We start from the raw sequence: 18,362 nt of genomic DNA, 5'->3' as shown, positions 1-18,362 counted from the left end.
CCCGGGTCGATTTGCTTTACCAAATCATTCCGGATGGACCTGTCCCGGCTCTCGCGTCACTCAGGATGACATCCTGTAGAGAATGGCGCGTATGAATATGAAAGTGTCCAGCTCGCATTTCACTGCTCAGTCTCAGCCGCCGGAGAATGTAGAAAAGAATATAAAGACATCGCTGGTCAAAGACGTGGGCGAGCGCAAAGTGAGCCTTGAGCGATTCAGCGATGGCCGGGTGGAAGTGGTTTCGTCACCGCCGCCGCTTACGCATCTGGTATTGAGTGGGGGTGGGGCCAAGGGCATTGCTTTCCCGGGCATGGCCCAGGCACTTGAAAACCACAAAGCACTGGCGGGCGTCAAAGTGATCTCCGCGTCCTCCGTGGGCGCGATTTCTGCTGTGTTGCTGGCCAGTGGCATGGATGCCAGGACCTTTGAAAACCTGTCGAACAGACTCAACCTGCCTGAATTGCTGAACAGCAAGAATTCTTTTATGGCAAAGCTACAGAATGCCAGTACTGAAATTGGAAAACTGGCAGGGCGCTTGCCAGGTACGGCGGGAAATATCGCGCAGTTATTGTTCACCCTGATACCGCGCCTGCAAACCGAAGCGCAGGCCCTGAAAGACCTGATCGGCAATGAGGCGCGCAAGTCGCTGCTGGCGAAGGTCGCCGGGACCCGGCGGGTAGACCGGCCCGCTGGCGTCATGAAGATTGCAGACCGGCTCAGTGCCGGGAAAGGACCGACGTTTCGCGACATTGAGGTGTTGAGTCGTCACATTGCTGCGGTCAAGCAGCTCAACATCACGGGAACCGGTCTGTTCGATGGCCGACCGCAGTTGGTGGTGTTCAATGCGAGCACCACACCGGACATGGACATTGCCCAGGTGGCTCTTATATCTGGCTCATTACCTGGGTTGTTCAAAAGCCCGATAGAGCGGGGCCATGCCTTTCAGGAGCACGCTGAGCAAACGGCATTTCTGGATGGTGGACTGCTGGTCAACACGCCGTCTTCTGCGGTGATTGATCCGCCTTTTCCAGAAAGCCCTCTGAGCAAGAGCGAGTCACTGGTCGTCAGGTTCGAGTCCGAAAACCCGGAGCCTGCCAAGGCAGGCAGCGTTGTGAGCGGCTTGCTCGATAGGATCATTGGTGTCCCGCATGCGGCTGCCTGGGGGTATCAGGAAGACAAGCTCAAGGCACAAGCGGATCAGACCGTCGTATTACCGCTGAAATCAGAAAAGGGCGACTTCCGTGGCGTGTTCGGTGGCACGGTCAATTTCACCATGACCGACGATCAGAAGAAGCATCTGCAAGCGTCGGCGCGTACGGCGGTAAGCGCGCACCTGGAAAAGCGTGCCGCGTTGCGTGAGCGTTACCAATTCCAGTCATTGGACCACGCGGTGTTGGCCATGGACGACAAAATGCTGGCGAGCGTTGAGAGTTATCTGGAGAAGGATCCCGCCGCCAAGGATGTGCTGATGTTTCGCAAGAGCGCACAGCAAGCAATGCAGGAACTGGAGGCCGCCATTACCGAAGCCAATCAGGCCAGTGACAAGCTGACGGTGACTCCCAGGTTGGCGGCTGCGTTGCGTAACCTGGATGCGCTGGCACGTCGTCCCGAGCGTGTCGAGTGGTTGGGACGGCGTCTCAACGCAGCCGGAAGGCCTAATTTTCAGCAGCTTCTGCAAGTGATGAACAGACAGCCTCCTGGCAACGAAGTGGCGATGTCGAAGGTCATGACGAACGCGGTTGTGCAGATGAACAGGCGTGATCTGGCGGTAAAGGCCGAAAATTTCACGCGGGAAGTCATTTACCCGTCGCTCTATCGGCCTGGCCAGCCGCAGGCCAATATCGAATTGCTGCGGCGTGCCGCCCGTGACTTGGCGGATGCCACGACGCCACAGGCGTTCAACAACGTGCGCGACGGCATCGTCAAATACTACAAGGCGCGTAGTAAACCCTGGAGTACCCCGATCCGCTCTACCACTGTAGAAGCCGCCATAGCCTGGCGCATACCAGTTAAATCGTCAGGCCACTGAACAGCCATCGTCGGGCCGTGTCGTAGCTACAGGTACCCCTCGGACTCTGGTAAATCATGGCCACCCAAACAGACGGCAAGACCCCCAACCTGTCGCAGGAAGAGCAGCAGGACGTGGACAAGAACCAGCCGCCTCGCGCGGCGGTGCTGCACGAAATCATCCGCACCCAGGGCGACCAGGAGCTCGAGCGCAGCGTCGCCGCCCTATGGTGGTCGGCGCTGGCTGCCGGCCTGACCATGGGTCTGTCGCTGATGGCCATGGGGCTGCTCAACTCGCGTCTGCCGGAGGGCGAAGCCTTCAAGGTGATCGCCAGCTTCGGTTACTGCGCGGGCTTCCTGGCGGTGATCCTCGCGCGCCAACAGTTGTTCACCGAAAACACCCTGACGGCCGTGCTGCCGGTGATGAGCAAGCCCACCCTGGGCAACGCCGGGCGCCTGCTGCGGTTATGGTCGGTGGTGCTGGTGGGTAACCTGTGCGGCACCTTGCTAGTGGCGTACGTGATGCTGCACCTGCCGATCTTCGATACCAGGACCGACATGGCCTTCCTTGAGATCGGGCGCAAGATCATGGAGAACGACCCCGGCCAGATGTTCGCCAAGGGCATCGTTTCCGGCTGGATGATCGCCACCATGGTATGGATGATCCCGTCCATGGAGAGCGCCAAGATGTGGATCATTATCTTGATCACCTACCTCATGGCATTGGGCGACTTCACTCATATCGTTGTCGGCTCGGCGGAGGTGTCGTACCTGGTGTTTGCCGGCGAGTTGCCGTGGAGTGACTTCTGGCTGGTGTTTGCCGGGCCGACCCTGGCGGGCAATATCATTGGCGGCAGCTTTATCTTTGCGTTGATCAGTCATGCGCAGATTCGCAGCGAAAGCAGCCTGCCGGGCAAAAAAGCTGCGGACCCGAGGCATCCGCAGCGGATCAACAAGGATCAGTGAGTGTCAGGCGCGGCCTGGGGCTCGTCCCGGGTTACGCGCTTGACCAGCTTGCCGATGCTCAACCCCTGCAACAGGATCGACGACAGCACCACGATGTAGGTGATGCTCAGCAGCAAATCGCGCTCCGGGCCCAGTGGCAAGGCCAATGCCAGCGCCACTGAAACCCCACCGCGCAAACCACCCCAGGTCAGGATGCGGATGGTCCCGCGTGGCACCGTGCGCCAGCGGCGCAGCAACAGAATGGCCGGAGCGACCGTCAGCAGGCGCGACAGCAGGATCGCCACGGCCAGCAGGCTGGCGGCGAACACGTGCAGCCAGTTGAACGGCAACAGCAACAGTTCCATGCCGATCAGTGCAAACAGCAGGGCGTTGAGCATGTCATCGAGCAGCTCCCAGAAGCCGTCGAGGTAGCGACGGGTCATGTCGTTCATTGCCAGCTTGCGCCCCAGGTTGCCGATGATCAGGCCGGCGACCACCATCGCGATCGGTGCCGAGACGTGCAGTTCGGTGGCCATTGCCGAGCCGCCGATGACCAGAGCCAGGGTCAGCATCACTTCGATCTGGTGCTGCTCGATACTCTTGATCATCAGGTAAACGAGGTAGCCGATCAGGCCACCGAACACCACGCCGCCGATGGCCTCATGGGCAAACAGCATGGCGGTAGCGCCCACGGTGGGCGTCTCGCCCAACTGTGCGATCCCCAGCAGTACGGTAAACACCACGACTGCCGTGCCGTCATTGAACAGCGACTCGCCGACGATGGTGGTTTTCAGGGGTTTGGAGGCATTGGCGGTACGCAGTACGCCCAGCACCGCAATCGGGTCGGTAGGGGAAATCAGTGCACCGAACAGCAGGCAGTAGAGGAAGCTCACATGCCAGCCAAACAAGGCAAAGATGTAATACGCCAGGCTGCCGATCACTACGGTGGCGATCAGCACGCCGAAGGTCGCCAGCAGGCCGATGGGCCAGCGGTAGCTGCGCAGGTCGTTCAGGTTGACGTGCAAGGCGCCGGCGAACAGCAGGAACGAGAGCATCCAGTTCATCAACAAATCGCCGAAGTCGATCTGGCCGATCAGTTGCTGGATGCGTTCCTCAAGACCGGGGTAGCCGAGAAAACTCAAGCCTTGCAGGATCAGTGAAAACACCAGCGCCGTGACCATCACGCCGATGGTGGGTGGCAGGCCGATAAAGCGAAAGTTCACGTAGGTGAGCAGGGTGGTGAGGCAAATGAAGGCGGCGACAAGTTCAAGCATCCGGGGTCCTTGGAAGGTGGGGAGAGAGCGTTGATGGGGGATGGACCGCAACAGCGGCACGATGTTGCAGGAGTGGGGACAAATCACCGATAGAACCTTTCCGGACGTGGCGGTTCATAGCGGTGTGTGCGGTTTTACAGGTTTAGTGCTAAAACTCTAATTTCTGTTTAAAACTTAAAACAAAATTAAAAAAGGAATCAGTGATGACGGTGGCCTTCTGGTGTGTGTTGATCGCAATTTTCCTGCCTTATCTGTGTACAGGCGTGGCCAAGTTCAGTGGTGGTAAGTTCGGGCCACGGCAGAACCACGACCCCCGGGCGTTCCTGGACACCCTCGAAGGGTTTGCCAAGCGTGCGCATAGTGCGCAGCTCAACAGCTTTGAAGTCACGCCAGCGTTTGCGGCTGCAGTGATCATCGCGCACCTGGCCGGTACGGCCGAATTGGTGACCATCAATGTGCTGGCTGTGCTGTTTATCACCAGCCGCCTGCTGTACATCATCTGTTACCTGGCGGACTGGGCGATGCTGCGTTCGCTGGTGTGGTTTGTGGGGATGGCGTTGATTGCGAGTTTCTTCTTTGTCTCGATCTGACGGTTGAAGCCGATTCCTTGGGTGTGGGCTTGTTGTGGTAAGCGCGCTTGCCACAACAAGCCTGCCACTGGCAAGCCCGCTCACCCCAATGAACCAAGTTGGACAGACCGCTTTCACGTCCCGCTAGGTGCATCCGGTACATGCGGCAGTGCTGCGCCCTTGGGCCACAGCATCCAGATCTGCCCCTGCTGTTTCATGTTGCCCGCCAATTCTCCCGCTGCGTCGCCGGTGCCCCAGAACAGGTCCGCGCGCACTTCGCCCGTGATCGCACCGCCAGTGTCCTGGGCGGCGACGGGCCTTGTGATAGGTGAACCGTCCGGTTTGGAAGTCGATAGCCACAGCAGGCTGCCCAGTGGAATCACCTTGCGATCCACCGCCACACTGTAGCCTGCGGTCAACGGCACGTTCAGCGAACCGCGCGGGCCTTCGTTACTGTCGGGGCGGGCGCTGAAGAAGATGTAGCTGGGGTTGCTCGCCAGCAGTTCCGGGATGCGCTGCGGGTTGGCCTTGGCCCAGGCGCTGATGGCGCCCATGGTCACATCTTCTTTCTTCAACTGCCCTTGCTCCACCAACCAGCGGCCGATGGGGCGATAGGGGTAGCCATTCTGGTCACCATAACCGACGCGCAGTTGGCGCCCTCCGGCAAGTTGGATCCGGCCTGAGCCCTGGATTTGCAGGAATTGCAGGTCCATCGGGTCAGTCAGCCAGGCAATCGGTTTGGCCGTGGAGCCCTGGCCATTGATGGCGCTGGCGTCGTCGTAGGGCTTGAGTACGCGACCTTCCAGGCGACCGCGCAGGCGTTTGCCCTTGAGTTCGGGGTAGATGCTTTCCAGGTTAACGATGATCAGGTCGTCCGGTACGCCATACACCGGCACATTGGCTTTGGCGGTTTTGGTCAGGCTGCCGGGGTAGACCGGCTCGTAGTAACCGGTGATCAAGCCGTTCGGGGTGTTGTCGGCCGAACGCAGGCCGAACACATCCAGGCGCTCCTTGAGAAACCCGCGTACGGCCACGGCATTGCCGGGCACCGTAGCGGCGGCTGCGCAGGTCGCGCCCCAGATCGGGTCGGCCTTGAGGCGTTGGCAGGCGCTGCGCCAGGATTCGAAACCGGCCAGCAAATCGTTGTCGGATACTGCGGGTAGCGCTTCCCACGGCGCGCTGACATAGGTCGCGACGGCGTGAGGCTTGGAAGTTTCATCTTTGGCTGCTTCTTTACCCGCATCGCAGCCGGCCAGCAGCACGATTATCGGCAGAGCCCACGCCAGGCGGCGGCTCCAGGGTTTCGACATGACATACATACAAACACTTCCTGAAGCGATTGCCCGCGCTGTAACACCTTCGGGCAACCCTTATTATTAATAGGGCTATTGGTCTTTGTGGGTGGGGCGAGGATACTGGCCGCCGTTTCCCGTGACCTCGAAGCCACCATGACTTTTAAACGACTGACTGTTGTACTGCTGGCCTGTCTGGCCCTGTCCGCCTGCGGCGGTGTTGATCCGAATTCGCCGCTGGGCCAGCGCAAGGCAATCTTCAAACAGATGCTCAAGACCGGCGAAGACCTGGGCGGCATGTTGCGCGGGCGCATCCCGTTCGACGGCGCCAAGTTTGCCGAGGGTGCGGTCAAGCTCGACGCCTTGTCCCATGAGCCTTGGAAACATTTCCCAAGCGTGCGCGAAGAAGATAACACCAGCGCCAAGGACGATGTCTGGCAGAAACAGGCGCAATTCCAGCAACTGGCTCGCAACCTTGAAGCGGCCACCGGCGAATTGGTGACCGCCAGCCAGGTGCAGCCCTACAAGGCCAGTAACCTGGGGCCGGCCGTGCAGAAAGTCGAAGATGCCTGCAGCGCCTGCCATAAACAGTTCCGGGACCACTGACCGGTTTTACTGGTCGAGTTCTTCCACCGCGTCCTGCAGTTCCTTGCGGGACTCGGCGAGCTTGTCCTTACGCTTGTTGATCTTGTCCGCGTCGCCTTTTTTCATGGCCTTGTCGAGGTCGGCCTGACGGCGGCTGACTTCGTGCTTGGCGTCGAGTACCTTGTTTTCACGCTCCTTCTTCAGGGACGCGTCGGTGCAGTTGGCGGTGACTTCACTCAGGGCTTTTTCCAGGCCGGCTTGTTGCGCGCTGTTGCCGTGGGCCTTGGCTTGTTCGATCTGGGTGCTGATGGCTTGGCGTTTGGCGGCGCAGCCGGTGAGGGGAGCGGCTTGTTCAGCGGCCAGCAACGGTGTGGTCATGAAGCTTGCGACGGTCAGCAAGGCAAAAGGGATTAGAAATTTCATGTGGGGCTCCAAAGTCGCAATCTGATGGCGAGGGGCAGCGGGGTTCAAAACCCGTCTATCCCCGCCATGCGTAATGTTTCAGCCAAGGCCTGTACATGCGGGTCGCGAAAAAAAGCGCTCAATTGCGCTGCGCGGCCTGGGCCGATGCCATCAATGTTCAGCCAGGCCTGGGTGTCTCTGGCGACCAGCGTCTGCCAGTCGCCCTCCAGGTTGTTACGTGCCGCAGGCGGTACACCCAGGGCCTTGAGCCATTGTGCAAAGGGCCGCTGCCGAGCGCTGTGAAGGCTTTCGAGTAGGCGTTCGCGGCTGCGATCACCGAAGCCATCAATGTTAGCAAGCTCTGCCGCGTCCAGGGTTAACCAATCGAGAAAGCCTGCGATTAGACCGGCCTGGATCAATACGTTCCAGGTTTCACGACCTACGTGTGGCAACGCGAGGCCCTGGTTGCCGCTGAGCCAGGTAAGGCGTGCCAGTAATTGTTCCTCGCAATCGGGGTCCAGTTGCCAGCAGCTCAGCGCATGGAATTTGGCAGGGTTGGGCACTGGCAGGTCCACCCTGGTGGTACTGCGCAAAATGACCGCGTCCAACCGAGGAATAACCTGGCCCGCCAGGCTGACCGCGACCTGGTCGCCAGGTCGGATATCCAACGCTTGCCAGCGTACCAATGAGCCGACACTTACCCGGCTGATTTTCCGGTCGTCCAAGCGTACCGGCTCCAGTTCCAGCATGGGGGTGATGCGTCCGGTGCGTCCGACCTTGAACTCAACGTTGCGCACCAGTGCCAACGCCTTGGCCGCTGGGTACTTCCAGGCGACTGCCCAATACGGCGCATTAACCTGCCAGCGTTCGGCGGGTGCGCGCTGCGCCTGGTGCAGCACCACGCCATCGCTGGCGAACGGCAATGGATGGTTGTACCAATAGGTGCGCCAATGCGAGGCTTCGGTGATGTTTCGAATGGGATGGCTGTAGCGTTGGCTATCGGTGAAGCCCCAGCGTGCCAGTGTGGCGAGGCGTTCGGTAAATGTCGCCGGCCCTTTCGGCCAAGCCCAGACGAACAGGCCAATGCCTGCGGCGTCGGTGTCGCTCAATTGCTTGCGGTTCATCAAGCCGGCCACCTTGCTGCGGGCATTGAGCCCGCCATTTGCCGACTGCACATGGTCGCCGAGGTGCCAATAGAGTTCGCCTTGCAATACGAGATCAATGGGCTCGGGCAACTGCTGGACTATGCCGGGGATTTTGCGCGCCGAGGCAGACCAGTCGTGACCCCTTGCTCCATCGCCGCGGCTGATGACTTGGCTCAGGCGCCCCTTGCGATACACCAGGGTCACCGCCACACCGTCCACCTTCGGTTGAATCCAGACATCCTCGCGGTTGACCAGCCAGGCATCAACTGCCTGTTCATCCAGCAGTTTCTCCAGGCCGGTATGGGCAACGGGATGCGGCCGGGTACCGCGTGCGCTCGCCAGTGGGTTGTCGGGCGTCAAAGGGGTGTCGGGGAAACACTGGCGCCAGTGAGCCAGTCGCTGGCGGGCCTGGTCGTAGAGCTCATCGCTCACAGGGGATTGGCCGAGCCGGTGGTAGCTGTCATCCCACTGGCGGAGTTGTTCGGCCAGGGTGCTGACCTGTGCCCGAGCATCGTCGGGGCAATCTTCGGCCCACAGGCTGAACGATAAAATACTGAGTAAAAGGGCTATCGGTAGGCGCATCATGAGCATCCTTGCTCGAAAAGGGTGCCCAGCCTAATGGAACCCTGCGGCCACAAAAAAGCCCCGACAGCGCGGGGCTTTTTACCGGGTGTTTCTGTTTACTTGAACAGGCCGCCCAGGGCTTTCACCGCGTCAGGTTTATCAGCCTTGGCTTCCTGTGTTTGTTGCTTGGCATCGGCTTTGGCCTGCGCTTCGGAAAGTTTGTCACAGCCTTTGTTGATCTGGTCTTGAGCGGCTTTGAAGGCCTTCACTTTCAAGGTGTCCTTCTGGGCTTCGGCTGCATCGATCCTGGTTTGCAGGTCTGCGGCTTGCTTCTGGCAGTCGCCGGAATTGCCGCCACCGAGCTGCGAGCTCAGGGCACCGCTCAGTGCGCTCAGGTCGGCGGCGTGGACCGGCAGGGCGAACAGGCTGAGCAGAAGGGCGGCAGGGGCGAGCGTGGAGATGCGCATGAAAAACCTCAATGTTCGATTGCCTGCGCGCTTGGAACTCCCGGGCTGGCGCAGGGCAATATCCAAATAAGGTGAGAGGCCCGAGAGGGCGCGGATTCTAGAGGGCCATCATTGGGCCTGCAAGCTTTGGATCCAAAAAGTGTGAGGGGTGTCGCGCAAAGTGCGATGCAATAAAAAGCCCCGCCAGGCGAACCTGGCGGGGCTTTTGTGCACCTTGAGCGTTTACAGGCCGGCGGCGGTGCGCAGGTCGTTGGCGCGGTCGGTTTTTTCCCAGGTGAAGGTGGTGAAGGTGTCGTCGCCGACAGTCTTCTGCGCAGGGGTACGGCCGAAGTGGCCGTACGCTGCGGTTTCCTGGTACATCGGGTGCAGCAGGTCGAGCATGGTGGTGATCGCGTAAGGGCGCAGGTCGAAGACCTCACGCACCAGCTTGACGATCTTATCGTCGCTGATCTTGCCGGTGCCGAAGGTATTCAGCGAGATCGACGTAGGCTGGGCCACGCCGATAGCGTAGGAAACCTGGATCTCGCAGCGCTCGGCCAGGCCGGCCGCGACGATATTCTTCGCCACGTAACGACCCGCGTAGGCTGCCGAGCGGTCAACCTTGGACGGGTCTTTACCCGAGAACGCGCCGCCGCCGTGACGGGCCATGCCGCCGTAGCTGTCGACGATGATCTTGCGACCGGTCAGGCCGCAGTCGCCTACCGGGCCACCGATGATGAACTGGCCTGTCGGGTTGATGTGGAACTGGGTGTCCTTGCTCAGCAGTTCGGCCGGCAGCACGTGCTTGACGATCAGCTCCATCACGCCTTCGCGCAGGTCGGCGTAGGACACGTCAGGGTTGTGCTGGGTCGACAGTACAACCGCGTCGATACCCACGACCTTGCCGCCTTCGTAACGGCAGGTCACCTGGGACTTGGCGTCAGGGCGCAGCCACGGCAGCAGGCCGGATTTGCGGGCTTCTGCCTGACGCTGCACAAGCTGGTGCGAGAAGGTGATCGGTGCTGGCATCAACACGTCGGTTTCGTTGCTGGCGTAGCCGAACATCAGGCCCTGGTCGCCGGCGCCCTGGTCTTCCGGCTTGGCGCGGTCTACACCCTGGTTGATGTCCGGGGACTGCTTGCCGATGATGTTCATCACGCCGCAGGTCGCACCGTCGAAGCCGACGTCGGAACTGTTGTAGCCGATGTCGGTGATCACATCACGAACCAGTTGCTCCAGGTCAACCCAGGCGGTGGTGGTCACTTCGCCAGCGATGATCGCTACACCGGTTTTCACCAGGGTCTCGCACGCCACACGGGCGAACTTGTCTTCAGCAATGATGGCGTCCAGCACCGCATCAGAAATCTGGTCGGCGATTTTGTCCGGATGCCCTTCAGACACGGACTCGGAGGTGAAAAGGGAGTATTCGCTCATCTCGATGTTTTCCTGATATTTACCGATGGTGAGTGTCGCCAGCCGGCCGCTGAAAATGGCGGACCTGGATCTGGAAACCATTGCGTAAACCTACATAGAGGCTATCCCCGGGAACGAGTCCCGCAGCGGTGGCCCAACGGGCCAGATCATCCTGTTCAAAACCCAACCAGAGATCACCGCAGGCCTCCCTGGCCCAATTCTGGTTGTGGCTGCATAAATCCGTAACCAGCAGGCTACCGCCGGGGTGCAGCAGCCCGGCCATTTGCTTGAGGGCCTCGGCGGGGGCGGCGAAATGGTGCAAGACCATATTCAGCACCACGCAGTCGGCCTTGATTGTCGTGCTGCTCAGTGCGTCGGCCAGTTGCAGGCGGACATTGCCCAGCGACTCGCGCTCGCAGAGCTGGCGTGCCAGGTCGAGCATCGCCGGGCTGTTGTCCAGCGCCGTGACCTGGTGAAACCGCCGCGCCAGTTCCGGCAGGAAACCGCCATCGCCCGGTCCGACTTCCAGCGCTGTGGCCTCGTCGCTGAAGCTCAGCTTGTCCAGCAGCGCCAGTACGCTGTCGCGGTATTGAGCCAGGCCAGCGATCAGGTCCTGCTGGGCGCGAAACTTCTCTGCTACCCGCGCGAAAAAGTCCTGGCTGGCGGCGGCGCGCTGCCCGTGGACCTGGCCGATGCGCGATTGCACATCAAACGGCAGGCTCAGGTTGTCCACCTCTTCGAGCAGCGCGGTGTGCAGCTTGCCGCCCAGCAGTTCGGTGTGGGGCAGGGCGCGCCGATAGAAAATCGCATTGCCTTCACGGCGGGTCGCCACCAGCTCGGCCTGGGCCAATACCTTCAGGTGATGGCTCATGCCGGACTGACCGATGGCGAAGATCTGCGCCAGCTCCAGTACGCCAAAGGAGTCGTTGGCCAGTGCGCGCAACACGTTCAGACGCAACGGGTCGCCAGCGGCCTTGCACAAGGCTGCCAGTTCATCGCCGTCGTCGGGGCGCAGTGAGGGCATGGGTATATTCATAAGGCCAGCAGTCTAGTGACGGGTGGGCATCCCCGCAAGGCCAATATCAAAAAGTTTTGATATTGGTCGATAAGTGGCGGTTATAAGCAGTCGCTATAACCTTTAGACGAAAAGCTTGAAGGGTTCTGCAAGGTATTGACGCCCAAAGCACAGGAAAAACCTCCTCAAGTGACTATCTGTCATTGCCCGCAGGCGGTGGCTGAGGGAAAATGCCGGTCCTTTTTTCCGTTTCTTTTATATTCAAACCTCAGGAGATCAGCGATGCCCAGCCGTCGTGAGCGTGCCAACGCCATTCGTGCCCTCAGCATGGATGCCGTGCAAAAAGCCAACAGCGGCCATCCCGGTGCCCCGATGGGCATGGCGGATATCGCCGAAGTACTTTGGCGTGACTACCTGAAACACAACCCGAGCAACCCGTCGTTCGCCGACCGTGACCGCTTCGTGCTGTCCAACGGCCATGGCTCGATGCTGATCTACTCGCTGCTGCACCTGACCGGCTACGACGTCACCATCGACGACCTCAAGAGCTTCCGCCAGCTGCACAGTCGCACCCCGGGCCACCCGGAATTCGGCTACACCCCAGGCGTCGAGACCACCACCGGTCCCCTGGGCCAAGGCCTGGCCAACGCCGTAGGCTTCGCGCTGGCTGAAAAAGTCCTGGGCGCGCAGTTCAACCGCCCTGGCCACGACATCGTCGACCACCACACCTACGTATTCCTGGGTGATGGCTGCATGATGGAAGGCATTTCCCACGAAGTCGCGTCCCTGGCCGGCACCCTGGGCCTGGGCAAGTTGATTGCCTTCTACGACGACAACGGCATCTCCATCGACGGCGAAGTCGAAGGCTGGTTCACCGACGACACCCCGAAGCGTTTCGAAGCCTATAACTGGCAGGTGATCCGCAATGTCGACGGTCACGATCCGGAAGAGATCAAGACCGCCATCGATACCGCCCGCAAGAGCGCGCAGCCGACCCTGATCTGCTGCAAGACCACCATTGGCTTCGGTTCGCCGAACAAGCAGGGTAAAGAAGACTGCCACGGCGCCCCACTGGGTGACGCGGAAATCGCCCTGACCCGTGAGGCCCTGAAGTGGAACCACGGCCCGTTCGAAATCCCGGCTGACATCTACGCTGAGTGGAACGCCAAGGAAAAAGGCCTGGCCACCGAAGCCGAGTGGGACCAGCGCTTCGCGGCCTACTCCGCCGAATTCCCTGAGCTGGCCAACGAGCTGGTGCGTCGCCTGGCCGGCGACCTGCCTGCCGACTTCTCGGAAAAAGCCTCGGCCTACATCGCCGAAGTCGCGGCCAAGGGCGAGACCATCGCCAGCCGCAAAGCCAGCCAGAACACCCTGAACGCCTTCGGTCCGTTGCTGCCAGAGATCCTCGGCGGTTCGGCTGACCTGGCCGGTTCCAACCTGACCCTGTGGAAAGGCTGCAAAGGTGTCTCGGCGGAAGACGCCAGCGGCAACTACATGTACTACGGCGTGCGTGAGTTCGGCATGAGCGCCATCATGAACGGCGTGTCCCTGCACGGCGGCCTGGTGCCTTACGGCGCGACCTTCCTGATGTTCATGGAATACGCCCGCAACGCCGTACGCATGGCTGCGCTGATGAAGAAACGCGTGATCCACGTGTACACCCATGACTCCATCGGCCTGGGCGAAGACGGCCCGACGCACCAGCCGGTCGAGCAACTGACCAGCCTGCGTACCACGCCGAACCTGGATTGCTGGCGCCCAGCCGACGCGGTGGAATCCGCCGTGGCCTGGAAGCACGCCATCGAGCGCAAGGACGGCCCATCGGCGCTGATCTTCTCGCGTCAGAACTTGCAGCACCAGGTGCGTACCGACGCGCAGATCGCCGACATCAGCCGTGGCGGCTACGTGCTCAAGGACTGCATCGGCGAGCCGGAACTGATCCTGATCTCCACCGGTTCCGAAGTGGGCCTGACCGTGCAGGCGTACGACAAGCTGACCGCCCAGGGCCGCAACGTGCGCGTGGTGTCGATGCCTTGCACCAGCGTGTTCGAAGCCCAGGACGCCGGCTACAAGCAGTCGGTATTGCCGTTGCAGGTCAGCGCGCGTATCGCCATCGAAGCGGCTCACGCCGACTACTGGTACAAGTACGTGGGCCTGGAAGGCCGCGTGATCGGCATGACCACCTACGGTGAGTCGGCGCCGGCGCCAGCGTTGTTCGAAGAGTTCGGCTTCACCCTGGAAAACATCCTGGGCCAGGCTGAAGAGCTGCTGGAAGACTAAGTCAGTCTGCGTTGTCTGTACTGGCGCCATCGCGGGCAAGCCCGCTCCTACATTTGGATCGCGGTCTAATGTGGGAGCGGGCTTGCCCGCGATAGCGATGGTGCTTTCAACACCGAACTCACCTTGATCGAGAACCCCATGCCTCAACCGCGTCCCTACAAAGTTGCACTCAACGGCTACGGCCGCATTGGTCGTTGCGTCTTGCGTGCTCTGTTCGAGCGAGGGACGACGGCCGGGTTTGAAATTGTTGCAATCAACGACCTGGCTGACATGGCCAGCATCGAATACCTGACACGCTTTGACTCCACCCACGGCCGCTTCCCCGGCGAAGTGCGGGTCGAGGGCGATTGTCTGCATATTAATGGCACTTGCGTGCAGGTCTTGCGCAGTGCCACCCCCGAAGCCATCGACTGGAAAGCACTGGGCGTCGACCTGGTGCTGGAATGTTCCGGTGTCTACCACACCCGTGCCGATGGTCAGCGTTTCCTCGACGCCGGCGCGCCGCGTGTGCTGTTTTCCCAGCCGATGGCCAGCGAGGCAGATGTCGACGCTACCATCGTCTACGGCATCAACCAGGATTGCCTGACCGGCGATGAGCGGCTGGTGTCCAACGCCTCCTGTACCACCAACTGCAGCGTGCCGCTGTTGCGCTTGCTGGATCAGGCGATCGGCCTGGACTATGTGTCGATCACCACGATTCACTCGGCGATGAACGACCAGCCGGTAATCGACGCCTATCACCACGAGGACCTACGCCGTACGCGCTCTGCGTTCCAGTCTGTGATTCCGGTGTCCACCGGCCTGGCCCGGGGCATCGAGCGACTGTTGCCGGAACTTGCCGGGCGAATCCAGGCCAAAGCCGTACGGGTGCCGACGGTGAACGTGTCCTGCCTGGACATCACCATGCAGACCGTCAGTGATACTGACGCGACGGAGGTCAACCGGATCCTGCGCGATGCCGCCACCAGCGGCCCGCTCAAAGGCTTGCTGGCCTACACCGAGTTGCCCCACGCCAGTTGTGATTTCAACCATGACCCGCATTCGGCGATTGTCGATGCCAGCCAGACCCGCGTTTCCGGCCCGAGGCTGGTGAACATCCTGGCCTGGTTCGACAACGAATGGGGTTTTGCCAACCGAATGCTGGATGTTGCGGAACATTATCTGCACATCGCCTCTAAACAACCTCATCAACAGTAATTCAGGAACTGCGACCCATGACCGTGTTGAAGATGACCGACCTCGATCTGCAAGGTAAGCGCGTACTGATCCGCGAAGACCTCAACGTCCCAGTCAAGGACGGTGTAGTCACCAGCGATGCGCGAATCCTGGCTTCGCTGCCGACCATCAAGCTGGCCCTGGAAAAAGGCGCGGCCGTGATGGTCTGCTCCCACCTGGGTCGCCCGACCGAAGGTGAGTTCTCCGCCGAAAACAGCCTCAAGCCTGTGGCCGACTACCTGAGCAAAGCCCTGGGCCGCGACGTGCCGCTGGTGGCTGACTACCTGGGTGGTGTGGACGTGAAGGCCGGCGACATCGTGCTGTTCGAAAACGTGCGCTTCAACAAGGGCGAGAAAAAGAACAGTGATGAACTGGCCCAGCAATATGCGGCACTGTGCGACGTGTTCGTGATGGACGCCTTCGGCACCGCCCACCGCGCCGAAGGTTCCACCCACGGCGTAGCCAAATACGCCAAGGTCGCTGCGGCTGGCCCACTGTTGGCCGCTGAACTGGACGCACTGGGCAAGGCCCTGGGCGCGCCGGCCCAACCTATGGCGGCCATCGTCGCTGGTTCCAAGGTGTCGACCAAGCTGGACGTGCTCAACAGCCTGAGCCAGATCTGCAACCAGCTGATCGTCGGCGGCGGCATTGCCAACACCTTCCTGGCGGCCGCCGGTCACCCGGTAGGCAAGTCCCTCTACGAGCCAGACCTGCTCGACACGGCCCGTGCCATCGCCGCCAAAGTCAGCGTACCGCTGCCGGTGGACGTGGTAGTGGCCAAGGAATTCGCCGAAAGCGCCGAAGCCACCGTCAAGCTGATCGCTGACGTGGCCGCCGACGACATGATCCTGGATATCGGCCCGCAAACAGCGGCCAACTTCGCTCAATTGCTGAAAGCTTCGCAGACCATCCTGTGGAACGGCCCGGTCGGTGTGTTTGAATTCGACCAGTTCGGCAACGGCACCAAAGTGCTGGCCAACGCCATTGCCGAAAGCTCGGCCTTCTCCATCGCTGGTGGCGGCGACACGTTGGCGGCGATCGATAAATATGGCGTTGCTGAGCAGATCTCCTACATTTCTACCGGTGGCGGTGCGTTCCTCGAATTCGTCGAGGGCAAGGTACTGCCGGCCGTTGAAGTGCTGGAAACCCGAGCCAAAGGCTGAGGCTCGTGATCCGGAAAAGGAGTATTCCCATGATCAAATCGTTGGCATTGGTGATCGCAGCGGGCCTGTTGGCCGGCTGCGGCAGCACGCCGAACGCGAAGTCTGCGGCAGATGAACCTGCCTCCGGGCAGAAAAAGAGCTGCTACCAGGCCGACTGGCAAGCCGAAACCATGCCGGTGATCAACAAGCGCATCGGCAACGAACGGCTGGAGAAATACGACTCCGCGCCCAACGGTCAGGAACAGGGTTGCCCTTGACGGGTCTGATCAACTAACCGACAGCAGCGGCGGCCATGGTCGCCCTGTGAGGATTGGCAATGAAAGGCGTTTTCGCCCTGGCAGCCCTGGCCTTGTTGGCCGGCTGCAGCAGCATGAACATGTTCAACGGCAAGGCCGAAACGGCCGACAAGTGGACCACCTGGACCTGCGACAGCAAGGCCGAGGTCAACTGGCGCTTTGCCAACCCGGCTAAATCCGAGGTGGATGTACGCCTCGGCGGTTCCGACCAGGTCTACCGCCTCAAACAGGACGTTGCCGCCTCGGGCGTACTGTATGCCAACGACCAATTGGCGTTTCACACAAAAGGTGAGGAAGGCCTGGTTTACTGGGTTGCCACCGATGATTTGATTGGGCGCGGCTGCAAAGCGCAGTAAGACCACGATCTCAAGACAAATGAGGTCCAAATGTGGGAGGGGGCTTGCCCCCGATAGCAGTCTGTCAGTGATGAGTCATTTGACTGATCCACCGCGATCGGGGGCAAGCCCCCTCCCACATTAGATTCGGTTCCAAATTGGGTTCTGAGTCAGCAATAACGATTCAGCAAGTCAGGCATGCAAACCCTGACCTGCAATAACTTGAATAGCAGCCGCCGCTACGGCAGGCTTGCACGATTAACGACCCTCGACCGGGAGAGACAACACAATGGCACTTATCAGCATGCGTCAAATGCTGGACCACGCAGCCGAGTTCGGCTACGGCGTCCCAGCCTTTAACGTCAACAACCTTGAGCAGATGCGCGCCATCATGGAAGCCGCTGACAAGACCGACTCCCCCGTGATCGTTCAGGCTTCGGCCGGAGCCCGCAAATACGCCGGCGCGCCGTTCCTGCGTCACCTGATCCTCGCCGCAATCGAAGAATTCCCGCATATCCCGGTGTGCATGCACCAGGACCACGGTACCAGCCCTGACGTGTGCCAGCGCTCCATCCAACTGGGCTTCAGCTCGGTGATGATGGACGGCTCCCTCGGCGAAGACGGCAAGACCCCGACCGACTACGAATACAACGTGCGCGTCACGCAGCAAACCGTAGCCATGGCCCACGCCTGCGGCGTGTCTGTTGAAGGCGAACTGGGCTGCCTGGGTTCCCTGGAAACCGGCATGGCCGGCGAAGAAGACGGCATCGGTGCCGAAGGCGTGCTGGATCACAGCCAAATGCTGACCGATCCGGAAGAAGCCGCCGACTTCGTGAAAAAGACCCAAGTCGACGCCCTGGCCATCGCCATCGGCACCAGCCACGGCGCCTACAAGTTCACCAAGCCACCTACTGGCGACGTGCTGGCCATCGACCGCATCAAGGAAATCCACAAGCGCATCCCCAACACCCACCTGGTGATGCACGGTTCTTCCTCGGTGCCGCAAGAGTGGCTGGCGATCATCAACCAGTACGGCGGTGACATCAAAGAAACCTACGGCGTGCCGGTTGAAGAAATCGTCGAAGGCATCAAGTACGGCGTGCGCAAGGTCAACATCGATACCGACCTGCGTCTGGCGTCCACCGGTGCGATGCGTCGCCTGATGGCTACCAACCCGAGCGAGTTCGACCCACGTAAGTTCTTCGGTGCGACCGTGACCGCGATGCGTGATGTATGTATCGCTCGCTACGAGGCCTTCGGTACTGCCGGCAATGCTTCGAAGATCAAGCCGATCTCGTTGGAAGCGATGTATCAGCGGTATTTGAAAGGTGAGTTGAACGCTAAGGTGAACTAAGCCAATAGCGCCAAAAAAACCCGCAGAAATGCGGGTTTCTTATAGGCGTGAAGTATTTTTCT

The 18,362-nt window shown here is 60.6% G+C and carries 17 protein-coding genes; 10 read left to right on the top strand and 7 right to left on the bottom strand.

The window, feature by feature from the left end; translation table 11 throughout:
• Positions 1 to 97: 97 nt before the first annotated feature.
• Positions 98 to 2,029, top strand: coding sequence for a patatin-like phospholipase family protein (locus tag AC3WP7_RS10230; RefSeq protein WP_102591864.1), 1,932 nt, complete (start codon positions 98 to 100; stop codon positions 2,027 to 2,029).
• Between the two features lie 56 nt (positions 2,030 to 2,085).
• Positions 2,086 to 2,973, top strand: coding sequence for a formate/nitrite transporter family protein (locus AC3WP7_RS10225; RefSeq protein ID WP_092242068.1), 888 nt, complete (start codon positions 2,086 to 2,088; stop codon positions 2,971 to 2,973).
• Here the strand turns inward: AC3WP7_RS10225 and AC3WP7_RS10220 are convergent.
• The gene (locus AC3WP7_RS10220; protein ID WP_092242070.1) at positions 2,967 to 4,226 is read right to left on the bottom strand and encodes a cation:proton antiporter; all 1,260 of its coding nucleotides are present in this window, start codon (positions 4,224 to 4,226) and stop codon (positions 2,967 to 2,969) included. The genes AC3WP7_RS10225 and AC3WP7_RS10220 overlap by 7 nt on opposite strands.
• Positions 4,227 to 4,429: 203 nt before the next feature.
• On the opposite strand from AC3WP7_RS10220, the gene AC3WP7_RS10215 reads away from it, so the two are divergent.
• The gene (locus AC3WP7_RS10215) at positions 4,430 to 4,816 is read left to right on the top strand and encodes an MAPEG family protein (RefSeq protein ID WP_010207167.1); all 387 of its coding nucleotides are present in this window, start codon (positions 4,430 to 4,432) and stop codon (positions 4,814 to 4,816) included.
• A 113-nt stretch (positions 4,817 to 4,929) separates the two neighbouring features.
• Here AC3WP7_RS10215 and mltA read toward each other — a convergent pair whose 3' ends face one another.
• Entirely contained in the window at positions 4,930 to 6,114 is a 1,185-nt protein-coding gene (gene mltA / locus AC3WP7_RS10210) for a murein transglycosylase A (RefSeq protein WP_102591831.1), read from the bottom strand.
• A gap of 129 nt (positions 6,115 to 6,243) precedes the next feature.
• On the opposite strand from mltA, the gene AC3WP7_RS10205 reads away from it, so the two are divergent.
• Positions 6,244 to 6,693: a c-type cytochrome gene (locus AC3WP7_RS10205; RefSeq protein WP_071490334.1), complete on the top strand. Its 450-nt coding sequence runs from the start codon at positions 6,244 to 6,246 to the stop codon at positions 6,691 to 6,693.
• Between the two features lie 6 nt (positions 6,694 to 6,699).
• On the opposite strand, the gene AC3WP7_RS10200 is transcribed toward AC3WP7_RS10205, so the two are convergent.
• The 5 genes from AC3WP7_RS10200 to AC3WP7_RS10180 form a co-directional block, all read right to left on the bottom strand.
• Positions 6,700 to 7,095 (bottom strand): DUF1090 domain-containing protein, encoded by a 396-nt coding sequence (locus AC3WP7_RS10200; protein ID WP_092242082.1) that lies wholly within the window; start codon positions 7,093 to 7,095, stop codon positions 6,700 to 6,702.
• Positions 7,096 to 7,139: 44 nt separating this feature from the next.
• On the bottom strand, positions 7,140 to 8,804 hold the full coding sequence (gene ligB, locus AC3WP7_RS10195; RefSeq protein WP_102591832.1) for an NAD-dependent DNA ligase LigB: 1,665 nt from the start codon (positions 8,802 to 8,804) through the stop codon (positions 7,140 to 7,142).
• 95 nt (positions 8,805 to 8,899) lie between these two features.
• Positions 8,900 to 9,250 (bottom strand): DUF1090 family protein, encoded by a 351-nt coding sequence (locus tag AC3WP7_RS10190; protein ID WP_092242088.1) that lies wholly within the window; start codon positions 9,248 to 9,250, stop codon positions 8,900 to 8,902.
• A gap of 222 nt (positions 9,251 to 9,472) precedes the next feature.
• Positions 9,473 to 10,663 (bottom strand): methionine adenosyltransferase, encoded by a 1,191-nt coding sequence (gene metK / locus AC3WP7_RS10185; protein WP_071490330.1) that lies wholly within the window; start codon positions 10,661 to 10,663, stop codon positions 9,473 to 9,475.
• 19 nt (positions 10,664 to 10,682) lie between these two features.
• Positions 10,683 to 11,678, bottom strand: a complete 996-nt coding sequence (locus AC3WP7_RS10180; RefSeq protein WP_093120695.1) for an ArsR/SmtB family transcription factor — start codon at positions 11,676 to 11,678, stop codon at positions 10,683 to 10,685.
• Positions 11,679 to 11,939: 261 nt separating this feature from the next.
• On the opposite strand from AC3WP7_RS10180, the gene tkt reads away from it, so the two are divergent.
• From tkt to fba, 6 genes are all read left to right on the top strand, one after another.
• Positions 11,940 to 13,937, top strand: coding sequence for a transketolase (tkt, locus tag AC3WP7_RS10175; RefSeq protein ID WP_092242094.1), 1,998 nt, complete (start codon positions 11,940 to 11,942; stop codon positions 13,935 to 13,937).
• A gap of 138 nt (positions 13,938 to 14,075) precedes the next feature.
• On the top strand, positions 14,076 to 15,134 hold the full coding sequence (epd, locus tag AC3WP7_RS10170; RefSeq protein WP_071490327.1) for an erythrose-4-phosphate dehydrogenase: 1,059 nt from the start codon (positions 14,076 to 14,078) through the stop codon (positions 15,132 to 15,134).
• A gap of 17 nt (positions 15,135 to 15,151) precedes the next feature.
• Positions 15,152 to 16,315, top strand: coding sequence for a phosphoglycerate kinase (locus tag AC3WP7_RS10165; RefSeq protein WP_092242097.1), 1,164 nt, complete (start codon positions 15,152 to 15,154; stop codon positions 16,313 to 16,315).
• Between the two features lie 29 nt (positions 16,316 to 16,344).
• Positions 16,345 to 16,572, top strand: a complete 228-nt coding sequence (locus tag AC3WP7_RS10160) for a hypothetical protein (RefSeq protein ID WP_092242101.1) — start codon at positions 16,345 to 16,347, stop codon at positions 16,570 to 16,572.
• A 59-nt stretch (positions 16,573 to 16,631) separates the two neighbouring features.
• A complete protein-coding gene (locus AC3WP7_RS10155; protein ID WP_071490324.1) occupies positions 16,632 to 16,967 on the top strand; it encodes an MliC family protein in 336 nt (111 codons plus the stop codon).
• A 268-nt stretch (positions 16,968 to 17,235) separates the two neighbouring features.
• The gene (gene fba / locus AC3WP7_RS10150; RefSeq protein ID WP_003177554.1) at positions 17,236 to 18,300 is read left to right on the top strand and encodes a class II fructose-bisphosphate aldolase; all 1,065 of its coding nucleotides are present in this window, start codon (positions 17,236 to 17,238) and stop codon (positions 18,298 to 18,300) included.
• The last annotated feature ends 62 nt before the right edge of the window (positions 18,301 to 18,362 follow it).

The organism is Pseudomonas sp. FW305-3-2-15-C-LB1 (genome assembly GCF_058787615.1).
The sequence above is the reverse complement of the archived record's forward strand: the minus strand, read 5'-3'. Positions and strand labels throughout refer to the sequence as shown.

What these genes read in the sequence shown, in the direction of transcription:
- AC3WP7_RS10230 (WP_102591864.1), top strand. Translation starts at nt 98, where the DNA reads ATGAAAGTGTCCAGCTCGCATTTCACTGCTCAGTCTCAGCCGCCGGAG.
- AC3WP7_RS10205 (WP_071490334.1), top strand. Translation starts at nt 6,244, where the DNA reads ATGACTTTTAAACGACTGACTGTTGTACTGCTGGCCTGTCTGGCCCTG.
- AC3WP7_RS10225 (WP_092242068.1), top strand. Translation starts at nt 2,086, where the DNA reads ATGGCCACCCAAACAGACGGCAAGACCCCCAACCTGTCGCAGGAAGAG.
- tkt (WP_092242094.1), top strand. Translation starts at nt 11,940, where the DNA reads ATGCCCAGCCGTCGTGAGCGTGCCAACGCCATTCGTGCCCTCAGCATG.
- metK (WP_071490330.1), bottom strand. Translation starts at nt 10,663, where the DNA reads ATGAGCGAATACTCCCTTTTCACCTCCGAGTCCGTGTCTGAAGGGCAT.
- ligB (WP_102591832.1), bottom strand. Translation starts at nt 8,804, where the DNA reads ATGATGCGCCTACCGATAGCCCTTTTACTCAGTATTTTATCGTTCAGC.
- mltA (WP_102591831.1), bottom strand. Translation starts at nt 6,114, where the DNA reads ATGTATGTCATGTCGAAACCCTGGAGCCGCCGCCTGGCGTGGGCTCTG.
- AC3WP7_RS10220 (WP_092242070.1), bottom strand. Translation starts at nt 4,226, where the DNA reads ATGCTTGAACTTGTCGCCGCCTTCATTTGCCTCACCACCCTGCTCACC.
- AC3WP7_RS10160 (WP_092242101.1), top strand. Translation starts at nt 16,345, where the DNA reads ATGATCAAATCGTTGGCATTGGTGATCGCAGCGGGCCTGTTGGCCGGC.
- AC3WP7_RS10200 (WP_092242082.1), bottom strand. Translation starts at nt 7,095, where the DNA reads ATGAAATTTCTAATCCCTTTTGCCTTGCTGACCGTCGCAAGCTTCATG.
- AC3WP7_RS10190 (WP_092242088.1), bottom strand. Translation starts at nt 9,250, where the DNA reads ATGCGCATCTCCACGCTCGCCCCTGCCGCCCTTCTGCTCAGCCTGTTC.
- AC3WP7_RS10155 (WP_071490324.1), top strand. Translation starts at nt 16,632, where the DNA reads ATGAAAGGCGTTTTCGCCCTGGCAGCCCTGGCCTTGTTGGCCGGCTGC.
- AC3WP7_RS10165 (WP_092242097.1), top strand. Translation starts at nt 15,152, where the DNA reads ATGACCGTGTTGAAGATGACCGACCTCGATCTGCAAGGTAAGCGCGTA.
- AC3WP7_RS10215 (WP_010207167.1), top strand. Translation starts at nt 4,430, where the DNA reads ATGACGGTGGCCTTCTGGTGTGTGTTGATCGCAATTTTCCTGCCTTAT.
- AC3WP7_RS10180 (WP_093120695.1), bottom strand. Translation starts at nt 11,678, where the DNA reads ATGAATATACCCATGCCCTCACTGCGCCCCGACGACGGCGATGAACTG.
- fba (WP_003177554.1), top strand. Translation starts at nt 17,236, where the DNA reads ATGGCACTTATCAGCATGCGTCAAATGCTGGACCACGCAGCCGAGTTC.
- epd (WP_071490327.1), top strand. Translation starts at nt 14,076, where the DNA reads ATGCCTCAACCGCGTCCCTACAAAGTTGCACTCAACGGCTACGGCCGC.